The 19,762-nt window shown below is 52.3% G+C and carries 16 protein-coding genes; 14 read left to right on the top strand and 2 right to left on the bottom strand.

Features of this window, described 5'->3' with window-relative positions:
* Positions 1 to 62: 62 nt before the first annotated feature.
* From ACFQNG_RS19375 to ACFQNG_RS19360, 4 genes are all read left to right on the top strand, one after another.
* Positions 63 to 1,346, top strand: coding sequence for an IS110 family RNA-guided transposase (locus ACFQNG_RS19375; RefSeq protein WP_379867561.1), 1,284 nt, complete (start codon positions 63 to 65; stop codon positions 1,344 to 1,346).
* Positions 1,347 to 1,704: 358 nt separating this feature from the next.
* A complete protein-coding gene (locus ACFQNG_RS19370; protein ID WP_379867560.1) occupies positions 1,705 to 2,511 on the top strand; it encodes an ABC transporter ATP-binding protein in 807 nt (268 codons plus the stop codon).
* 162 nt (positions 2,512 to 2,673) lie between these two features.
* On the top strand, positions 2,674 to 3,606 hold the full coding sequence (locus ACFQNG_RS19365; RefSeq protein WP_379867559.1) for a TauD/TfdA dioxygenase family protein: 933 nt from the start codon (positions 2,674 to 2,676) through the stop codon (positions 3,604 to 3,606).
* 126 nt (positions 3,607 to 3,732) lie between these two features.
* Positions 3,733 to 4,095, top strand: coding sequence for a DMT family transporter (locus ACFQNG_RS19360; protein WP_379867558.1), 363 nt, complete (start codon positions 3,733 to 3,735; stop codon positions 4,093 to 4,095).
* A gap of 154 nt (positions 4,096 to 4,249) precedes the next feature.
* Here ACFQNG_RS19360 and ACFQNG_RS19355 read toward each other — a convergent pair whose 3' ends face one another.
* Together ACFQNG_RS19355 and ACFQNG_RS19350 are read right to left on the bottom strand one after the other, a co-directional pair.
* Complete coding sequence (locus tag ACFQNG_RS19355) at positions 4,250 to 4,456, bottom strand: cold shock domain-containing protein (protein ID WP_379867557.1); 207 nt, start codon at positions 4,454 to 4,456, stop codon at positions 4,250 to 4,252.
* A gap of 191 nt (positions 4,457 to 4,647) precedes the next feature.
* Positions 4,648 to 5,079 (bottom strand): DUF2621 family protein, encoded by a 432-nt coding sequence (locus ACFQNG_RS19350; protein ID WP_379867556.1) that lies wholly within the window; start codon positions 5,077 to 5,079, stop codon positions 4,648 to 4,650.
* A gap of 1,136 nt (positions 5,080 to 6,215) precedes the next feature.
* Here ACFQNG_RS19350 and bluB point away from each other — a divergent pair.
* The 10 genes from bluB (at position 6,216) to ACFQNG_RS19300 (ending at position 19,747) form a co-directional block, all read left to right on the top strand.
* Entirely contained in the window at positions 6,216 to 6,899 is a 684-nt protein-coding gene (gene bluB, locus ACFQNG_RS19345; protein WP_379867555.1) for a 5,6-dimethylbenzimidazole synthase, read from the top strand.
* Between the two features lie 157 nt (positions 6,900 to 7,056).
* Complete coding sequence (locus ACFQNG_RS19340) at positions 7,057 to 7,308, top strand: hypothetical protein (RefSeq protein ID WP_379867554.1); 252 nt, start codon at positions 7,057 to 7,059, stop codon at positions 7,306 to 7,308.
* 194 nt (positions 7,309 to 7,502) lie between these two features.
* The gene (locus ACFQNG_RS19335) at positions 7,503 to 9,785 is read left to right on the top strand and encodes a DUF7408 domain-containing protein (protein WP_379867553.1); all 2,283 of its coding nucleotides are present in this window, start codon (positions 7,503 to 7,505) and stop codon (positions 9,783 to 9,785) included.
* Complete coding sequence (locus ACFQNG_RS19330) at positions 9,782 to 10,732, top strand: ABC transporter ATP-binding protein (RefSeq protein ID WP_379867552.1); 951 nt, start codon at positions 9,782 to 9,784, stop codon at positions 10,730 to 10,732. Before ACFQNG_RS19335 ends, ACFQNG_RS19330 begins: the two co-directional genes overlap by 4 nt.
* On the top strand, positions 10,716 to 11,615 hold the full coding sequence (locus ACFQNG_RS19325; RefSeq protein WP_379867551.1) for an ABC transporter permease: 900 nt from the start codon (positions 10,716 to 10,718) through the stop codon (positions 11,613 to 11,615). Before ACFQNG_RS19330 ends, ACFQNG_RS19325 begins: the two co-directional genes overlap by 17 nt.
* 1 nt (position 11,616) lies before the next feature.
* The gene (locus ACFQNG_RS19320; RefSeq protein WP_379867550.1) at positions 11,617 to 13,200 is read left to right on the top strand and encodes a hypothetical protein; all 1,584 of its coding nucleotides are present in this window, start codon (positions 11,617 to 11,619) and stop codon (positions 13,198 to 13,200) included.
* A 12-nt stretch (positions 13,201 to 13,212) separates the two neighbouring features.
* The gene (locus ACFQNG_RS19315) at positions 13,213 to 14,214 is read left to right on the top strand and encodes an AAA family ATPase (protein ID WP_379867549.1); all 1,002 of its coding nucleotides are present in this window, start codon (positions 13,213 to 13,215) and stop codon (positions 14,212 to 14,214) included.
* A 13-nt stretch (positions 14,215 to 14,227) separates the two neighbouring features.
* The gene (locus ACFQNG_RS19310; RefSeq protein ID WP_379867548.1) at positions 14,228 to 15,112 is read left to right on the top strand and encodes a DUF58 domain-containing protein; all 885 of its coding nucleotides are present in this window, start codon (positions 14,228 to 14,230) and stop codon (positions 15,110 to 15,112) included.
* A 17-nt stretch (positions 15,113 to 15,129) separates the two neighbouring features.
* Positions 15,130 to 16,941, top strand: coding sequence for a vWA domain-containing protein (locus tag ACFQNG_RS19305; protein WP_379867547.1), 1,812 nt, complete (start codon positions 15,130 to 15,132; stop codon positions 16,939 to 16,941).
* Positions 16,931 to 19,747 carry a VWA domain-containing protein gene (locus ACFQNG_RS19300; RefSeq protein ID WP_379867546.1) on the top strand — a complete coding sequence of 939 codons (2,817 nt, stop codon included), beginning with the start codon at positions 16,931 to 16,933 and terminating at the stop codon, positions 19,745 to 19,747. Before ACFQNG_RS19305 ends, ACFQNG_RS19300 begins: the two co-directional genes overlap by 11 nt.
* The last annotated feature ends 15 nt before the right edge of the window (positions 19,748 to 19,762 follow it).

The following is a 19,762-nucleotide window of genomic DNA, read 5'->3' as shown; positions in this document are numbered from 1 at the left end:
ACCTCTTGCTAACATACGAGGTGTCCCTGACGGACCCTTAAATAGCAGAGGAGGTACTTAGTATGAAGTATAAGCAAAATCGTAAAATTGAGCAAATCAGTGAATCAACTTTAATCATAGGGGCAGACATTGCTAAACATAAGCATTTTGCAAGGGCTTTAGACTTCCGTGGGATTGAATTAGGAAAGACCATTTCATTTAGCCAATCTCAATCTGGGTTTAGCCACTTGCTTTTTTGGATTAAGTCCTTGATGAAACAGCATTCCAAACAGCAGGTGCTGTTTGGAATCGAACCAACAGGTCATTACTGGTTGAGTTTGGCCGAGTTTCTCAAGAAACACGGCGTCAAGTTGGTCATGGTTAATCCAATGCATGTAAAGAAGAGTAAAGAGCTGGACGACAATTCCCCAACCAAAAATGATGTGAAAGACGCCCGTGTTATTGCCAAGTTAATTCAAAATGGACGGTACTCCGAACCGCAGATTCCCGAAGGAATCTACGCCGAACTTCGTGTTGGCATGAACTTACGAGACCGTTTAACGCAAGATTTGGCGAGTGTTCAAGGGCGTATTCAAAACTGGTTGGACCGGTTCTTCCCTGAGTTTCTTGACGTTTTTAAGGATTGGGAAGGAAAAGCAGCGCTTTTCTCTCTACAGCACTTTCCATTGCCGTCGGATGTTCAAACAATGAATGCTGAACAAATTGTTCAGGCATGGAGACAAGAAATTAAACGGTCTGTAGGTATTAAAAAAGCCACACAGCTATTGGAAGCCGCCAAGTCCTCAATAGGCTTAACTAAAGGGCTTTCTATGGCTCGTAAAGAATTGCAACTGCTTCTTCAGCAATACCTGTTGTTACATTCACAGATTGATGAACTTATGGAACAACTTGAAGAGTTCGTTCATCAAATCCCAGGATCAGCGCAAATGCTAACGATGCCTGGCGTAGGTTTTACAACTGTTGCAGGCTTTTTGTCGGAGGTCGGAAACCTCCAACGTTATGAACATCATCGCCAAATCCAAAAGTTGGCGGGGTTAAACCTGAAAGAGAATAGTTCAGGTAAGCGCCAGGGCAGAACCCGTATTACGAAAAGAGGTCGCCCCCGCTTACGCGCATTACTCTTTCGATGTGTAATGCCACTTGTGGCTAAAAACCCTGAATTTAAAGCCCTTCATGCATATTTTACAAAGCGTTCAAACAACCCTTTGCATAAAAAGCAGTCATTAATCGCTCTATGTTGCAAGCTCATTCGCATTTTGTTTGTACTTGGACGCAAACAAATTCCCTATGATCCCACAAAGCTCCAAGGAGCTTTGCAACAAATTCAATTACAGGAAGTAGCATAATCTGGTTCTCTTCACAAGTATGAAGCGCGGAGAAGCTGAGCTAAATGAACCCATTCGGGCATAGACCCTGTATAGGAGCTTTTTCAGCCTCCACCCCAAGGCAGGTAGGACGAAGGAATGTAGGGACATTGATCCTGTGAGACATGGGAGGGTAAACCCCTTGGGTCATTGTGGAGATCCACTAGCGCTCACATATTTTTACAAATAGAGGCAAGCCCTCTATTTGAGTGAAACCCTTAATTCCTTTTATATACATTTATTCAACATGTATCCGTTCTAAATGCTTGCTTCATTTTCAAACATGGAGAAAATGAGAGATTAAGTGAGAAAATCTTAATTTATTGAGGGAGGGGAGTTTGTGTCAACCGTATCCGCTGAATTACACAGAGAACCTTTAACTAGTTCCCCATTAATCGAAGTAAAGAAGTTAAGTTTAACTTACAACAGCAGGAATGATAATTTGAATGTTCTGGATAATATAAATCTACAATTATATCATAATGATTTTGTGTGTGTTTTAGGATCATCAGGATGTGGAAAATCATCACTTTTAAATGTTTTGGCTGGATTTCATCAGCCTACTACTGGTGAAGTGATCATTGATGGTAAAAAGCATATGAAACCAAATTCTGATGTAGGAGTGGTATTTCAACACCACAACTTATTTCCATGGTTATCTATTGAAAAAAATATTGAGTTTGGGCTGAAAATGAAATCAATGTCAAAGATGGAGCGGAAGAAGATTGTTTCCCACTATTTGAACATGGTTGATCTAGAATCTTCAGCCAAAATGTGGCCCCATCAACTTTCGGGTGGTATGAAACAAAGAGCCTCCATTGCTCGAACACTTGCGACTGATCCAAAAGTGATATTGATGGATGAACCTTTTAGTGCCTTAGATGCCTTGACACGGGAGAACATGCAGAACCATCTTATTGAGATTTGGAAGAAGACACGAAAATGCATATTTTTTATTACTCATGATGTAGAAGAGGCCCTGTTATTAGGAACGCGAATTTTAGTCATGCATCCTCATCCCGGAAGGATCGTAGTCGACATGGTAAATCCGTTATCACAGAGTAATAAATCAATAGAAGAAATTAAATGTTTAAAGGAATTTAATGATCTACGATATTATTTAATCTCTACGATAAGAAGGTCTTAAGGTAAATCAACGCTGTGAATTTCAATGAAACGCGACTCTATATGAAATTGAAATAAAGTCAGAGAACTATTCATTCTTGATAAGCGCCATGTTCACGTCCATGAAGCAACAGATCATTACAAATAATATTACTTTTGATTGTTTTTGAAAGGAGTCTGTTACATGTCTGAAATCATGACCGATCATTCCCGTCCACTCAAGTTTGAAAATCGAGAAGATCGCGAAGGTCCACGCATTTTGCGTCGTCTACCCGAAGGCGTAGAGGAGCGCCCCTACTTGTTGTTCAAAGTCAAGCCGCTAAGTCCCATCATAGGCGCTGAAATCGTCGGAGTAGACCTGAGAGAGCCAATAACACCAGAATTGCAAGCAGAGTTGAACCGAGCAATATTAGAGTGGAAGGTTATCTTCTTCCGTAACCAGCAAATCACTAGTGAGCAACAGAGGGCATTCGCTCGGCTGTGGGGTGAATTAGAGATCCACCCATTTTATTCGATCCCGCAGGGACAATCAAAAGAAATCGTTCGCTTTGCCAGAGATAAAAAACAAGCCGGCTACGAGAACATCTGGCATGCCGATGTCACTTTTCGGATCAATCCTGCTAAAGCCGCAGTATTAAGAATGATCGAAGTCCCGCCCCTCGGCGGCGACACGCTATGGGCAGACATGGGCGCCGCATACGACAATTTGCCCGACGAGATCAAGGAACGTATCAATGGTCTCACCGCTCTCCACGACTTCACTCCTTCTTTCAGTCATTTAATGACACCGGAAGAGTTAGCTGTCAGACAAGCGGAATTCCCAGCTGTTGAGCACCCAGTCGTACGAACCCATCCAGAAACTGGACGTAAGACTCTATTCGTGAATCCATCTTTTACTACCCGAATCGTCGGACTAGAACCTGAAGAGAGCGAGAAACTGCTTCAGTACCTGTTTCGCCAAGCTCACATTCCCGAGTACCAGGTGCGCTTTCACTGGGAGGTGAATTCGATCGCCTTTTGGGATAATCGTGCCACTCAACATTACGCGGTTTCCGACTATTATCCCTACCCTCGCAAGGCTGAACGCGTGGCAATCGTTGGAGATCGCCCGTTCTAGACGTTTTTTATCTTGCGAAAAACGATTAATAACAACGAAATCAATGCTTAAGAGTCAAATTGGAACCTTTTAGGTTCCATTTATAGTTTGTATAAGTATCATTTTAAAATTTGAGGAGTGAAGCGAGTGGGTTGGATTTTTCTTTTCTTGGGGATTATTTCAGAAATATTAGGTACAACATCTATGAAAATGTCAGAAGGATTTACGAAGTTCATCCCCTCCATTTTAATATTTGTTTTTTATGGTCTTAGTCTCACTCTGGTAACATTGGCACTCAAAAACATTGATGTGAGCATCGCTTATTCAATATGGTCCGGATTAGGTACAGCTATTATTGCGACCATAGGAATTTTGTGGTTCAAAGAATCGATTTCGGCAATTAAAATATTATCTATTCTAATGATAATTGTTGGTGTGATTGGATTAAATATGAGTGGAGGAGCACACGATCAAGAAAAAACTTTATCACAAGTAAAATTAGATCAGTGAGGTTTGACTTTATTTGGTGTTAATAAATGGCGTGTAATAAATAACTCCGTACCAGCTTTATTCTGGATACGGAGCGAAGATCATAAGTGGTAAACCTTTCCCTCTAATACAAGAAAAGCACTTCCTGTGTAGGAAGTGCTTGGATTGTTCATCCTTATCTTGCGTTTACACGAACAACATTAGCGGCTTGAGGACCACGATCGCCTTGAACGATATCAAATTCGATTGGCTCGCCTTCTTCAAGGGTTTTGAAGCCGTCGGTTTGGATAGCGGAATAGTGTACGAATACGTCGCCACCGTCTTCACGCTCGATGAATCCATAACCTTTTTCAGCATTAAACCATTTTACTTTACCCTTCATCTTTTGGGCCTCCTTACATTTGAGAAAAGCGGCTATTCAAAAGCGGTAATTCCTCAAGCACTTGAAACCTTTTGTTACATTAAAACAAAGAGGCCGCAAGATGAAACTTGATTGAAGCACCCACTTTTAACGCTTTATTGCCATCATATCATGATCAATTCATTCTTGCAAGGAGGATTCCATTGGCAAGGCTACTGAAGCAATTCCTGATATGGCGAAATGTCGATCTGCCTTTCCTTCAGTTTTTTGATCAGGAATTTGTGATCCCGTCTTGGCGTGGCGAGGATGTAGCCGCGGATGATGTGCTCCTGCGTGAGTTGCTTTGCTTCCTCCTTCACGACCAGTTCGCCGATTTTGCCCGCGATGGTTTGTTTCGCCACATCGCGGAAGAGTTCGGGCACGGGAGATACCAGGTCATTCAGCAACGCTTTGTGTTCCTCATTCCATAAGTGCAACGTTTGATTTATGTAATATTCCTGCCAGTCGAGAATCGATTTTCCATCGGCTTTTGGCAACGCTTTAAGGAACTTGCGGAACATAAAATATCCGCCAATCGCCATCAAGCCAATCAAAGCAATCCAGAAGAAAACATAAAACCATTGCAACCACATTGGTCCCGTCATCCGGTCCCACCTCGTTTCCTACTGTCTTCAACAATTCATTATAGCGAAGAGAATCGAGCGGTGACAAGGTGGGTGGAAAATCAAAAACGCCTCTCATCTCTGAAAGGCGTGGGGTTTCGTTTATAGGGATTAGAAGAATAAGTTCATGGCGTACAGGATCAATGCCCAGCAAGGGATGCTAATCAGGGTCGCGTTGAATAATCCGATCGATGCGTTGTTCATGGGTATCTCCTCCATTAATGGTTTATTTATATGGAACCGAATCCGGAATGTTTATTGATTTATAATGAACGATTAACCAATCAGTGCTTGCCATGCAAAGTAAATCAGTGCCCAACATGGGATGCTAATCAAAGTTGCGTTAAATAGTCCGATCGATGCGTTGTTCATCGTGTCGCACCTCCGTTTGACTTGTCTGTGATCATTATATAAGCGTCGACCACCCCTTGTCTCGGTTTTTACGCAACTGTAAACCACATGTAATGTTGAAGTAATTTATGGTCAAGAATGAGACAGGCGCGTAACGGAACGAATAAGCCCAAAAGCCCGAAACCAAAGGGGAATGGCGCTGTTCCCGCTCGTTTGTAACAGATTGTAACATTACAGAAAAACAACGCTTAAGAGACAGGCAAGCTTACCAAGCAGCCACTTCTTATCCAATCGCCATGCTGGCGGTAGCCCTTTTTTGTGATGGGTGTGGGGATTCTTCAATGCTGCCACCCCATTTGTCGTTTCTTCGATTAGAGTGTGGGGAAAAAATTGAAGATGGCAACAAGAATGAAGAGATTGCCAACCGTTCCATGACATCATCCGCTTCCAAAAGGGAACAGAGACCATGAGACTTGAAAAAACCGAAACACAGGGATGAACAAAGGCAAACCGGTCCAAATCAGCCTGAAGCGCGCGATCCGTCAGGCAACAAGGTAAGAAAGCGCTGTCAATCAACAGGGACGCGTGTGTTGAACATCCGACTTTCCACCACGCGGAAAATGAGATGCCAGCCACACTTCACCACAAATTGAAAGGGGTCGGAAAAGGGGAAGGGCAAACTCCTTTCCTTCGGCAACTAAGAAAACTTCACCCATTGATCCGTGAGTTGTCAAAAAATACATCTAATACTAAAAGGAGGAAGTAAGATGAGCGAAATGTTTACAGCCAGTGAGCGGGATGCGGTGTATCGGGTGATTCGGGCACGGCGGGATATTCGGCACTTTTCGAACCGGCCCGTACCCGAAGAGGCGGTCATTCGCATCTTGGAAGCGGCTCATCATGCCCCTTCTGTGGGCTTTATGCAACCTTGGAACTTTATTCTGGTCTCTTCGCATGAGATTCGCGAACAGATCAAAAGTTCGTTTGAGCGGACAAATCAAGAGCAATTGGCGAAGTTAACGGAAGTGGAGCGAAAGGAATTGTATCGGACGCTGAAGTTGGAGGGGATCCTGGAGGCGCCGATCAATCTGGCCGTCACTTGTGACCGGCGGCGGGACGCTCCGTTCGTGCTGGGACGCGGTCCCATGCCGGAAACGGATTTATACAGCACATGCCTCGCGATTCAAAACATGTGGTTGGCGGCCCGGGCGGAAGGGATCGGTATCGGCTGGGTAAGCATTTTGGATAAGCCTTTTGTGGAAAAGCTCCTGGGCCTCCCCGACGGAGTGGAACTGATTGCGTACCTGTGTGTGGGCTATCCGGTTCAGTTTCGTGATAAACCGATGTTGGAAGAGTTGGGCTGGAAATCGCGATTGGATCTGGCCGGACTCGTATACGAGAATGAGTGGGGGCAGAGTTTGTCATCTTTTCAAATCAAAGAGAATGCCTAGAGGGTTCAAAAACGGGGGAGCGAACTTGTAAGTGAAGGTGGTTTCGACCCTGGTGTTGGTGAGTGGAAAAGTTTTTTTCGTTCCAGTCGAATTCCTTTTCAAAAGTGAATTCGACTTTTATTATTTGGTGTAGCAAGGGTTGTAGGGAGGAATGAAAATGGATCTGTTTTTGAAGTTTGTGGAGGAGAACGTAGACCGCCCGCAGGGAAGCAAGGTGGAGCGTGTCGTATTGTTGCCGAAGGAAATGGATAAAGAGTTTGCGCATTATTGCCGCAAGCGCAACCTCAGCTTTAATGAGGCGATCATCCAATTGATGGCTGAAGCCTTGAAAAATGAGAAACGACCAGGCGGCCCGGCCACGGAGGAAAACGGGCCCAATGCGAACCTGTTTATGAATGATGCGTTATGAAGGATGAACAAACCTTTCGAGGTGAAATCGGCAAAACCAGCTTCCGGGGAAAGAAGCTGGTTTTTTACGATTCGGAGGAAGAATAGAAATATTAAAAACGAAATACTGAAAAGTATGATAGTATGAAAAAAATTGCTATAAAATGAGTATTCAATTATTGATATGTTCGATTTGAAATCGGAAAGGGTGAGTGTATGCGCGGTTGGAGGATCATCTGTTGGGCATGGGTCTGGGGGTTGGTCGTCGCCGTGTGGCCGTTGTCCACGTTTGCCGAAGGGCAACTGACGCTGGAGATGGAAGCGGGCTGGCAGGGCGAATATAAGGGGGAATTCGTGCCGATCAAAGTGAAAGTCAGCAATCGGGGACCCGCGGTTTCAGGTGAAGTGACACTGGAACCGTCAGAAGCGGCTTTGCGCAGTCCCGAGGTGGCTGTGGCGCCGATTCCGCGAACCAAAGTGGAACTGTCCGCTGGGGTGACCAAAGCGTTCACCATGGTGGCTCCTGGCAACCTGGCCCGATCCGACACAAACATCGTCCTGCGATCTGGTCAAAAGGTGTTGGCCTCTATCCCGTTCACTGGACAACGTTTGGGAGACAAAACGGTGACCATCGGTGTCCTCACCGATGAAGCGCAAACGGTGACCGAGTGGGGCAAGCTCTTGGGGAAAGGGATCCAAGGCAAAAACATGCGGTTTTACCCGCTGGAAGGGTCAACGTTTCCCGAGCAATGGGCGGAGTGGTCCGGGTTAAACCTGATCATTGTTCATCAATTACATAAAGAGACGCTAACTCCCGCACAAGGGAAAGTGTTGCAACAATGGGTGGCCAATGGCGGAACACTCATCCTTAACGATGGCGGTCCCGCCTCTTCCTTGGCGGCACTTGATCCGGTGTTGCCGGTCACCGTCGGGGCGGGAGTGCAAAAGGTGCAAGCGGGTGACGGGTTGGCCCGTTACGGACCGGCGGTCGAGCAACCGATCGCCGTGAAAGAAAGCACACTGAAACCGGATGGGCAACTGATTGCGCAAAGCGGGTCCCTGCCATTGTTGGCGAAAAAAGAGGTGGGGAGTGGCCAAGTCGTGTATGCGGGAATGGATCTGCTCGCACCGGAGCTTAGCGCGTGGACCGCCGGGACGTCTCTCTGGACCGGTGAATGGGCCGCTCGCGACTGGGATCAACGGCTTCTGGATTTGAAAAGCACGGGATTCGGAAACGCCTGGGGAGTGAAGCAGGCGCTCAAACAGATGCCGCAATTGCAGCTGGCCCGAGTCAGTCAACTCTTGGTTTGGTTCGCGCTCTATCTCATTTTGGTGGGTCCCGTGATCATCTATGTCCTCCGCAAACGGGGCAAAGTCGAATGGGCTTGGCTGATCCTACCGGCGGTTGGCCTAGTCATGACAGGGGCGTTGTACCTTTACGGAATTCAAGTCCGCGGCCATGCCGTCTTGGTTCATCACTTGGGCTTTGTGACCCCTGATGCGGCGGGCCATGCCCATGTGAAAGGGGCCTCGGCTCTTTTGTCGCAAGAACGGAACGATTACGAAGTCAAAGCAAAGGGGAACGATGGCTTTATTTGGCCTGAGACGGAGCCGGCCTTTGGGACGCAGGAAAAAGAGAAAAGTTATCTCTCATCCGGACCGGTGAACCAGATATTATTTGACAACGTCTCCCAATGGAGCACGAGGGACTGGACCTTTGATCAAGTGGTTTCGCTGGGAGGGAACTTAACCGGCCATGTGGTTTACAAAAAAGGCGCATGGGAGGGGGAAGTGACGAATCATACACGCTATCCGTTGAAACGGGTTGCCGTGATGATCGGCAGTCGGGTTCATAGGGTGGGGGACCTCAAGCCGGATGAGAGCAGACAATTTCGCGTTCCGGTTCCGCATTCGCTGGCGCGCGGTTTCATCAACGGGCAGCCCTTTGGGTATCAGGAAAAAGATCGTGAATATCATATGCTGATGAGTTATGGCGATTTCTTTTCAACCAAGGCGGAAGCGCTCGACGTGATTGGCTGGTTGGAGGAGCCGCTGGTGAAAGTGGAAGTGAGTGGGCACGCCACATCGGAAGCGAGCCTTTATCTTGTCGATGGGGCGATGAGGTTGGAGCCCGATGAGCAAGGCGTTTGGCAGGCCCCGGCGGGTGTTGTGCCCGGACGGGTGGTTCGAGCCAGTGAACCCGTCTTTGAAGAACCGAACGGCGGGATCCATGCGGTCAACAACAACGCTGAGGTGGAAGTGGAATATGCGCTGCCGAAAGACTTGGCGCAAGTGGATCAGTTGTCCATCAAAGGGACTGCTCCGGCTCAGGTGTACGATTGGCAAGCCAACCAATGGAAACCGCTTGCCGACGTGAAGCCGGCCACATTCACCCTTTTTCTGTCCCCGGATCAACGGTTGCGCCTCAAACTGGATGTGCAAGCGCATCAATCAGTGATCAAGCCAAATCTGGAGTTGACGGGGAGGGTGAAACGATGATCCGTACGGAGAATCTCAGCAAATCCTATGGCGACGTGCAGGCGCTCGCCGATCTGCACCTTGAAGTGACCAAAGGAACGGTCTTTGGCTTCATCGGACCCAATGGAGCGGGAAAATCAACCACCATGCAGATTTTGGCCACGCTGCTCAAGCCATCGGCTGGCAGCGCCTATGTTGGGGGCTGCGATGTGGTGAAGGAAGCGGAGGAAGTCCGGCGAATCATCGGCTATATGCCGGACTTTTTTGGGGTGTACGACAGTTTGACGGCGGTGGAATATCTTGAGTTTTATGCCGCTTGCTATGGAATCGATCGGGGAGTGCGCCGCAAGATTGCGTTGGAATTGTTGGAGTTGGTCAACTTGGAGGACAAACGTGGAGAGTATGTGGATGGGTTGTCCCGCGGGATGAAACAGCGGCTGGGGCTGGCCCGTTCGCTGGTTCATGATCCGGCCTTGCTCATTTTGGATGAACCGGCATCCGGACTGGATCCCCGGGCGCGGATCGAGTTTCGGGAAGTGTTGAAAGAGTTGCGGGCGATGGGGAAGACGATTATGATCAGCTCGCACATTTTGCCGGAATTGGCCGGTTTGTGCGACTCGATTGGCGTGATGGAGAAAGGCCGTTTGGTGGCTAATGGTTCGGTTGATGAGATTACCAAACAAGCGGAGCGGGGGCGATTGCTGGAGATTCGGATGCGGGGCCGGGACGAAGAGGCGATGGCTTGGTTGGAAGCGTCCCCGTTGGTCCGGCGTGTGACCCGTGATGGCCCGCGCTTGGTCGTCAAGGTGGATGGCGATGAGTTCGTGCAAGAGGAACTGCTAAGAAAATTGATCGACCAGCGGTTTCCCGTGTATCGTTTCAATGAGATCGCGCCTGATATCGAGGACGTGTTTTTGCAGGTGACCGGCGGCATGAATGGAGGTGAGGCGAATGAACCGTTGGCGTAAGTGGTGGAACAATCCGGTGCTGGAGAAAGAGTTTCAATGGCGGATGCGGACGAAAAAGACGCCATGGATCATATTTTTCTATCTTGGCATCACTTTTGGAATTCTCTTTGCCGTCCTGGCTTTGATGCAACGAGATTCCAGTGTGTTGTTTGAGCCTTCCACGTCCAAATGGCTGTTCTTGGGATTGGGCGGGATCCAGCTGGTGATGGCCGCTTTTGTCGTGCCGGGGGTGACCGCCGGTTTGATTAGCGGAGAGCGGGAGAGGCAAACTTTGCCCATTCTGCTGACGACGAACTTGTCATCCACCCAGATTGTGCTCAGCAAATGGATCGCTTCCATCAGTTTCATAGTGTTGCTCTACATTCTTTCCTTGCCGATCTACCTTGTCGTCTTTATGTATGGGGGGATCTCGCCTGAATATGTTTGGAAGTTTGTCGCATTGTATTTGGTCACGATCCTGTTTTACGGGAGTTTGGGCATCTTTTACTCCACATTGATCAAACGGTCGGGCGTGGCGACGGTTTTATCCTATGTGACGGTGGCGATCCAGGGCGTTGGGTTGTTGGTGGTCTTGTACTTGGTGATCTTGTATCATTCCAGCGCGATGGCGGGTTCGGGTTCACAACAACCCCTCCCGTGGATGGTGGGCGTCATTGCCGGGATTCATCCTTTATTGGCCACCGCCCACGTGCTGTATGGGAAAGTGGATTTGTTTGACTTGGGCAACTTGAACTGGGATTTCTTCTCCATCTATCTGGGTACGTATGTCACGCTTACGGTGATTTTGCTCATCGGCAGTATCTATTATCTCGCGCCGGTTCGTTTCCGGTGGTGGTTTGGCAAACGGAAACGGCGGCCGGAAATGGAAGGGGAGGCGGGTTGACATGAACAAAGAGCGGTTGCCAGCCTGGTTGGGTGAACTGTCCGCTTGCCGCGCCCGCATTTGGAAGGGGCGGATGCTGTCACAGGCCAAACGGGGCGCTTGGGTGGGGCTGGGATTGGCTGGAATCACGCTCGTGGGGGCAAGGTTGATTCCCATGGCCCATCCATTGATGATCGTCTTGAGTGTATGGGGCTTGTCATTGCTCGTCGGTCTGGGTTGGGGGAGTTGGCAACGCCCCACTTGGCTGGAAACTGTGCGCATGACGGACCAAGCCTTGGGATTGCAGGAACGCTTGCTCACCTTATGGCAACTGCGGGACCAGACGGGAGTGGTCGTGGAAGTGCAACGGCGCGAGGGACTGGCCAGATGGAAGGAGCGTTTGCCCCTACTCTCCCAAGCGTTCCCCCTTCCTTGGGGGAGCAGGCGGGAAGCGTGGGGCGGGCTTGCCGCGTGCCTGGTGTTGCTTCCGCTGATGATGCTTCCCAATCCATTGACGGAACAGGCGCTCAAACAAGAGCGGGTGGGTCAGGCGATCAAGAAAGAACGGGCAAAAGTGGAAGAACTGCGGGAAAAGGCGGAGCAAGACCCCAAACTGAGCCGGGTGGCCAAGCGAGAATTGACGCAAGAGTTGAGCCGGTTGGCGCAAGCGTTGAAAGAGAGCGAGAGCTTGGAACAGATGGCCGCCGAGCTGGCCCAGAGCGAGGCCAGATTGCAAGAGTTGGGGGCGCGGCAGCGGTCAGGAGAACAGGCGATGCAAACGGCGCTGACAAGCATGGGCCAGCAAGCGGGGCTGAAAGACTGGGGACAGCGGCTGGCTGAAGGCAAATCGCTCCCGGGCGCCAAAGAGTGGCAAACCACGTTGCGGCAGATGTCCGCCGCGGATAAACAAACGTTGGCTCACTCATTGGGTGAGTGGGGTAAGGCGTGGAACAACCCAGCCCATCCGGCCTTAGCCCAAGCGGGGCAAAAATGGGAGCGGGCGGCGCAAGCGTTGGCGGGGGATGCGGGGCAAGCCGGAGTGGCGGTGAGTGAAGCCTTGGCCGCGGCCGCCCAGACGGCTAGCCAGCTCACTTGGGATCGACAGGTCACCGCGCGACACCAGCAAGCGATTGCGGCTGGACAGGAAACGGTCACCGCGGCGTCTGGCGGCCGGGGTGGAACCGGTTCGACTGCGCGGGAGCAACCGTCAGGCCAAACCCAGCCGGTCAACGGAAATGGCCAGAGTAGCGGCAATGGACAAGGCAACGGAAGCGGTGCAAGCAATGGGAATGGAGCGGATACAGGAGCAGGGAGTGGAGCCGATGCGGGATCGGGCATGGGTTCGGGCGCAGGCAGCCGCAACCTGTTCGTCCCGTGGTCACGGTTGGAGGGAGAAGGGCAAAGCGGGACACTCAGCGGACCCGCCGATCAGGGAGCGCAAGCGGGCGAAGGAGCGGTGAGCCAGCTTCCGGGGATGAGCCTGCCGTATGAAGCGGTATACGCCCAGTATGCGGCGGAGATGAGACAAGCATTGGAGCGCGGCGAGATACCACCGGAGTATCGCGAGTTGGTGAAAGCTTATTTTTCATCATTAGAACCCAATTAGGGAGGGAAAGTCATGCTGACAGAACATGAGTGGACGGAGCGGTTTGAAGCGCAACAGGAAGTGGTCACTCGGTTGAAACAAGCCATTCAGCAAGTGATTATCGGCCAGGAGGAAGTGATCGACCAAGTGTTGATCGCGATGCTGGCCGGGGGCCATGCCTTGCTCGAAGGGATTCCGGGGCTGGGAAAAACGCTGTTGGTAAGGACCATTGCCGAATCGCTCGACCTTTCCTTTTCCCGGATTCAATTCACCCCCGACTTGATGCCGGCCGACATTGTGGGAACCCAGATGATTTCAACGGATGAAACGGGCGCGACCGCCTTTCGTTTTCAGGCTGGTCCGATCTTTGGCAACTTGGTTTTGGCGGATGAGATTAACCGGGCCACTCCGAAAACGCAAAGCGCTCTGCTGGAGGCGATGCAGGAACATACGGTCACGGTCGCCGGCGAGACCCGTCTTTTGCCCCAGCCATTCTTTGTGTTGGCGACGCAAAACCCCCTCGAAATGGAAGGGACGTATGTGCTTCCTGAAGCGCAGCTGGACCGCTTCTTGCTTAAAATGATTGTGGAATTCCCCAGCGAAGCGGAGTTGAAGCAGATTGTGCTACAAACCACCACTCCCCATCGGGCGGAACGGGGGCCGATCGCCACTGGAGAGCGGTTGCGGGAGATGCAGGCGACGGTGCGGGAGATTCTCATTGCGGATGAGCTGGTGGAAGAAGCCGTGCGCTTGTTGTTGATGACTCACCCAACCAATGAAGCCGCGACGGAACAAGTGAAAAGGTATGTCCGGGCTGGGGCGGGGCCGCGTGGCGCGCAAGCGCTTGTCCAAACGGCGAAAGCCCGGGCTTTTCTCAAGGGGCGGTACCATGTGTCGCGGGAAGATTTGATTGTGGTGGCGCCTGCCGTCTTTCGTCACCGGGTGTTACGCAACTTTGAGGCGGAAGCGGTCGGTGTGACGGCGGATGACATTGTTGGAGAGATATTAGACAAGCTGAAAGAAACCACGCGATAAGGAACGGATGCCGATGAATTTCTCATTGCTCGACGCTGCCTTTCTCATGCGGTTGGAACGGTTGCAATTGATCAGCCGCCGCTTTGTGCGCGGAGTCAGGACGGGCAAGCGGCGGTCGGAGATGGCGGGGAGCTCGTTGGAATTTGCCGATTACCGCGCGTACTGCCCCGGGGATGATATCCGCCAGATCGATTGGCCGGCCTATGCGCGCTTGGGCAAATGGTTTTTGAAAACGTATCTCGATGAACGGGAAATGGATGTTCACTTCTTTTTGGACTGCAGTCTCTCCATGACGTGGCAAAACGAGGCGAAAGGGCGGTTGGCTCGCCAACTCGTGGCGGCTCTTGCCTATATGGCTTTGCATCATGGGGATCGGGTGAGCTTGACCGCGTTCCGGAAGTCCGTTTTCTCCACTCTCCGCAACCAACAAGGCCGGTCGGGCGTGTTGCGTATGTTTGCCGCATTGGAATCGCTGGACTATGCGGGAACGGGAGATATCAATGAAGCGTTGACTGAGCCGCAAGCGCTTCCGGGCCGGGCCGGATTGTCCATCGTGGTGACGGACGGCTTCTCCCCGTCGGGATACCAAGAGGGACTGCGCCGTTTGCAGGGGGCGGGCCAGCAAGTGGTCCTGTTGCATCTGACTTCCGCTGAGGAAAGGGAGCCACGTTACCAAGGGGACCTTCGCTTGGTTGACTGCGAAACGGGCCAAGCCAAAGAGGTGGCTTTGTCACCCGCCGTCCTTTCGATGTATCGTCGGATGATGAAGGCTTATGCGGAAGAGATGGCAACCTGGTGTTTTCGCCGTGGCATCCTCTATGCGCCCATTCACGCCGAAGAAACGTTGGAAACCACCCTGTTTACGATTCTGCGTCAAACCGGGCTGATCCGGGCCTAGGTGAAAGGAGGGAGAGGATGTTTTTTTTACAACCCAATCTGTTGTGGTTGGCGGCCTTGATCTTGCCGGTCATTCTCCTGCTTTATCTATTGAAGCGCAAATATCGGGACCAGACCGTCTCCAGCATCTTGCTGTGGGAGCGGGTGTTGGAAAAGATGGAAGCGAGCCGGCCATGGCAACGGTTGCGCCAACAGTGGCTTCTATGGTTGCAGTTGCTGGCCGCGATGTTGATGATTCTGGGGCTGAGCCGCCCGGCCCTGCCCACGGAGGGGCTTCAGGCGAAACACACCATCTTGGTGATCGATGTCTCCGGCAGCATGCGGGCGAAAGAAGGGGAAGGGACGCGTTTGGACCAGGCCAAAGCCAAAGTGGAGGAGTGGACGGGGAAACTGGGGGGCGAACAGAGCGTAACGCTGATTGCGGCGGGGAAAACACCGCGTGTCTTATTGTCGCAAAGCCAGGATGCCAACGCCGTCAAGCAGACGGTGCGCAAGTTGGCGGCGGAGGTCAGTCCCGCCGATTTGGCGGGGGCGCTCAGTTTGGCGTATGCCTTGAGTGCCGAACAGCCGGGCACCGAGATCATCTATATCGGGGATGGCGGCCAGGGCCGACCGGATAACGGTTTGTTCCCACACCGCTTCGTGAAAGTCGGCAAACAAAAGGCGAATGTGGCGGTGGGGGCGTTTACTGTGCAAACGGAAGCGGGGCGAACCACGGCGTTTGCCCGGATCGATAATCGGGGCGAACGGGGCGCGCGTGTGATCGCCACCTTGAAAAATGAGCGGGGCCAACTGATGGGGACACGGGCCTTAGAAATCAAAGCGGATGAAAGCGAAACCGTGACATGGGAAGGATTGGCGCCATCGCCGCTCTGGCGCGTCTCACTCCAATCGAATCAAGACGCCCTGGCGGAGGATAACGAACGTTGGGCTTTTAACCAAAAGGGACAGGCCCTTCCGGTTGTGGCGGTGGGGAAGGAGAACCTGTTTGTGCAAAAGGTATTTGCCTTAAGCGGCCAAGTGGAGTGGACCCATGCCGATGAGGTGGGGGAACCGGCCAGTCCCGAGACGCTGACAGTCATCAATCAGGCCAAAGCCAGCGTACCCAAACAAGGGCCTCTTCTTCTGCTTGATCCACCGGGTGCGGGCAACGGGTTGAATTTGAAAGTGCGAAGAGAGACGCCAGTCACAGGGGAGGTGACAGCGCTTGCGGCCCATCCCCTCACCAAGCAGGTTGATTTGCTGAAAGTGGCGATCGCGGGGGTAAAGCAGATGGAGGTGCCCGCTTGGGCGGAGGTTGTCTATCAGGTTGGCGACACTCCGCTGGTCTTGGCGGGGGAACAGCAAGGACGGCGTGTCGTGGTATTTACATTTGATTTGCAAAAGTCCGACTTACCGCTGCAACCGAGCTTTCCCATCTTGATGATGAACGTGTTGCACTGGTTAGCGCCCGTTTCCGCCTGGAGCGGCTTGGAAGCTGAAGCGGGCAGCACCCTGAAACTGCCGGGGGTGCAAGCGGAACAGCCGATCCGGCTCACTTCGCTGGCACCGGCGCACACCAGCTTGCAAATCCCCTATCGCACGGCCATCCCCATTCCCGAGCAGAGCGGCTTATGGCAGGTGCAAGCGGAAGGGGCGAATCAACCGCACTTGAGACTGTTCGTTCCTTTTGCCCAAGAAGAGACGGACATTGCGCCAGCCGAATGGCCTGAAGCCCCATCACCGACCGAGGGGAGCCGGGAGGGAGAATGGGAGATGTGGTGGTGGTTGGCCTTGGGCGGCCTCTTCATCATGGGAGTGGAATGGGTGGTGTTTACGCGTGGCTATTAGTTTTCAATCCCCATGGATGTTGACTTTGCTTCTGCCCCTCGCTTGGTTGTTATGGGATGGCTGGCGCAGGGAAGAGCGGTTTGGCCCGGTGAAAAAACGCTGGATTTTTGCCTTGCGCGGGGGATTGTTTCTCCTGTTGGTGTTGGCTTTGGCCGGCGTTGCCTGGTTGTTTCCCGTACAGCACCAAGCGGTCGTCTTTGTGGTGGATCGCTCTTATTCGGTGGCGGAACCGGAACAGGCCGTCCAGTATATCACTGAGGCGTTGAAAAAGAAAAAGCCGGATGACCAAGCGGCGATCATTTCCGTCGGCGCTCAGGCGATGGTGGAGCATGCATTAAGCGATGAGATCTCTTCCCCTTCCTTGGATGCGGTCATCAACCGTCAGGCCACTGATCTGGCGAGTGGACTGCGCATTGCCGGGGGATTGATTCCGCAAGAAGTGCCAGGGCGGGTCGTCGTGTTAACCGATGGGCTCGAAACCAAAGGAAAAGCGGCGCAAGAAGCCAACATGTTACGCGATAAAGGCGTTCGCGTCGATGTGGTCCCATTGGCGGCGCGCTCCGGGCCGGAGGTGTTGGTTGACCGGGTCGATGTGCCGCAGCGCTTGTACCGGCAAGAACAGGCGTCATTGACAGTGAAAGTGAAAGCCAATGTCGATACCGCCGCGACGCTGACCGTATATGAAGGGGAACGGCGGCTGGCGGAGCGGAAGGTGCAAGTCAAACCGGGGGAAAATGCGGTTACGGTACCGGTCCAGGTGAATGATGACGGCTTTGTCCGTTACCGGGTGACCCTCAGCAGTCCGCAAGATACGATGTCACAAAACAATACGGTCACCGCCTTCAGCCAAGTCGCCGGCAAGCCGAGGGTGTTGCTGGTGGAGGAGGCGTCCGAAGAAGGGAATAATCTCCGGCAAGCCTTGCAAGCGACGGGCATGGTAGTCGAGCGGACCCATCCGGCGGGGATACCACGGACATTGGATCAATTTAAGCGGTATTCCTCGGTCATCTTGGCCCATGTGCGCGCATCATCCCTTTCCCCGCAACAGATGGAGGGATTGCGGTTGGCCGTCAAGGAGTTGGGAATCGGGTTGATGATGACGGGCGGGACCGAGGGTTTCGCCTTGGGCGGGTGGTACCAAACGCCGGTGGAAGAAGCGTTGCCCGTTCATATGGACATCAAGGATAAAAAACGGCTTCCCCCGCTGGGATTGATGCTGGTGATCGATAAATCGGGTAGCATGGGCGGCGAGAAGATCGAAGTGGCGAAAGAGGCGGCCCTGCGCGCGACGGAATTGTTAACCGTTCAGGACCGCTTGGGCGTGCTCGCGTTTGACGATGGTTTTGAGTGGATATTGTCCCCGCAAGCGGTCCGTGACAAAAAGGCGATCATGGGGCGGATCGGCGGCATACCGGCAGATGGGGGAACCAACATTTATCCGGCATTGGCGGAAGCTCACCAGCGGCTGAAACAACAAAAGGTGAAACGGAAACATATCATTTTGCTCACGGACGGGCAGTCCAATCAAGGGGATTATGAAGGGTTAACCAAACAGATGAAAGCGGATGGGATCACCTTGTCCACGGTGGCGGTGGGCACGGATGCCGATGTGGGCTTGCTGGAAACCTTGGCCCGGCAAGCGGGAGGACGGCACTATCTCGCGGAGACGCCGGCCGCGATCCCAACTATTTTCACCAAAGAGACGACGATGGCGATGCGCGAGTATATCATGGATCAGCCGTTTACCCCAAAGTGGACGGGCGGAAGCGATTGGTCCGTCATGGGAAAAGGGGTTCCGCCACTGAGAGCGTATGTGGCCACGACACCGAAACGGACCGCTGAGGTTGTGTTGTCCAGCCCTTATCCCGATCCGGTGCTGGCACGTTGGCAATACGGCTTGGGGCGCACGGTGGCCTGGACGAGCGACGTGAATGGGAAATGGTCCAGCGCATGGGTTGAATGGCCGGCGTTTGCGAGCATGATGAGCGAAGTGGTGAGCTGGACGTTTCCCCAACAAGCCACCGAAGGCTTGTACATGGAGGCCGAACAGGAAGAAAGTGGATGGGTCATCCGGGCGGCCAGTGTGGGCCCAGACTTGTCCAAGCAAGAGGAGATCTCGCTGGAACTGTTGGATGGGCAAGGCAAGAAGCTTACCATTCCCGCCCGCGCGGTGGCCCCGGGGCAATTTGTAGGCAAATGGGCGGAAGCGGAACCGGGGACGTATCTGGTGAAGGCGAGTGCCGGAAACACCCCGTTGGGCAGTTATGGAATCAATGTCCCTTATTCAGCGGAGTTTGGGCTGAATGAAGGGAAAGCCGACTTCTTGCCGTCGTTGGCCCAAGCGGGTGGGGGGCAACTCCTGGCCAATCCGGGTCATGCGTTTGCCGATAACCTCGAGTCGCGCTTTGGCAAACAGGCGTTATCCCGGTGGTTGTTGCTGATGGCTACTTGCCTGTGGCCGTTGGAGATCTTCTTAAGAAAAGTGGCCTTCTCCGGGGAGGATTGGCAGCGATTGCGCCAGCGCTTGGCGGGGCTCCGATCAACAGGGGCAAACGCATCTTATGTGGGCACATTAAAGCGGTTGGCGACGAAAAAGAGCGAACGGCTCCAACAGCGGATAGATGAGGTTCCGATGTTCCCACCATTGGAGATGAAGACCAAATCGACGGCTTTGACCAAAGAAAAACAGGCAGCCCAACGTCCATCGCCGCAACCGGCGTCTCCTCCACCCCAAGAACCGGCTTCAGAGGAGACGCATACCTCCCGACTGCTAAAAGCCAAACGGCGGCGCGAACAAAATCGATAAGAACGACCAAGCCCT

This window comes from Laceyella putida, from assembly GCF_042665195.1.
Lineage (GTDB): Bacteria > Bacillota > Bacilli > Thermoactinomycetales > Thermoactinomycetaceae > Laceyella > Laceyella putida.
This window is presented reverse-complemented; position numbering and strand designations above follow the sequence as displayed.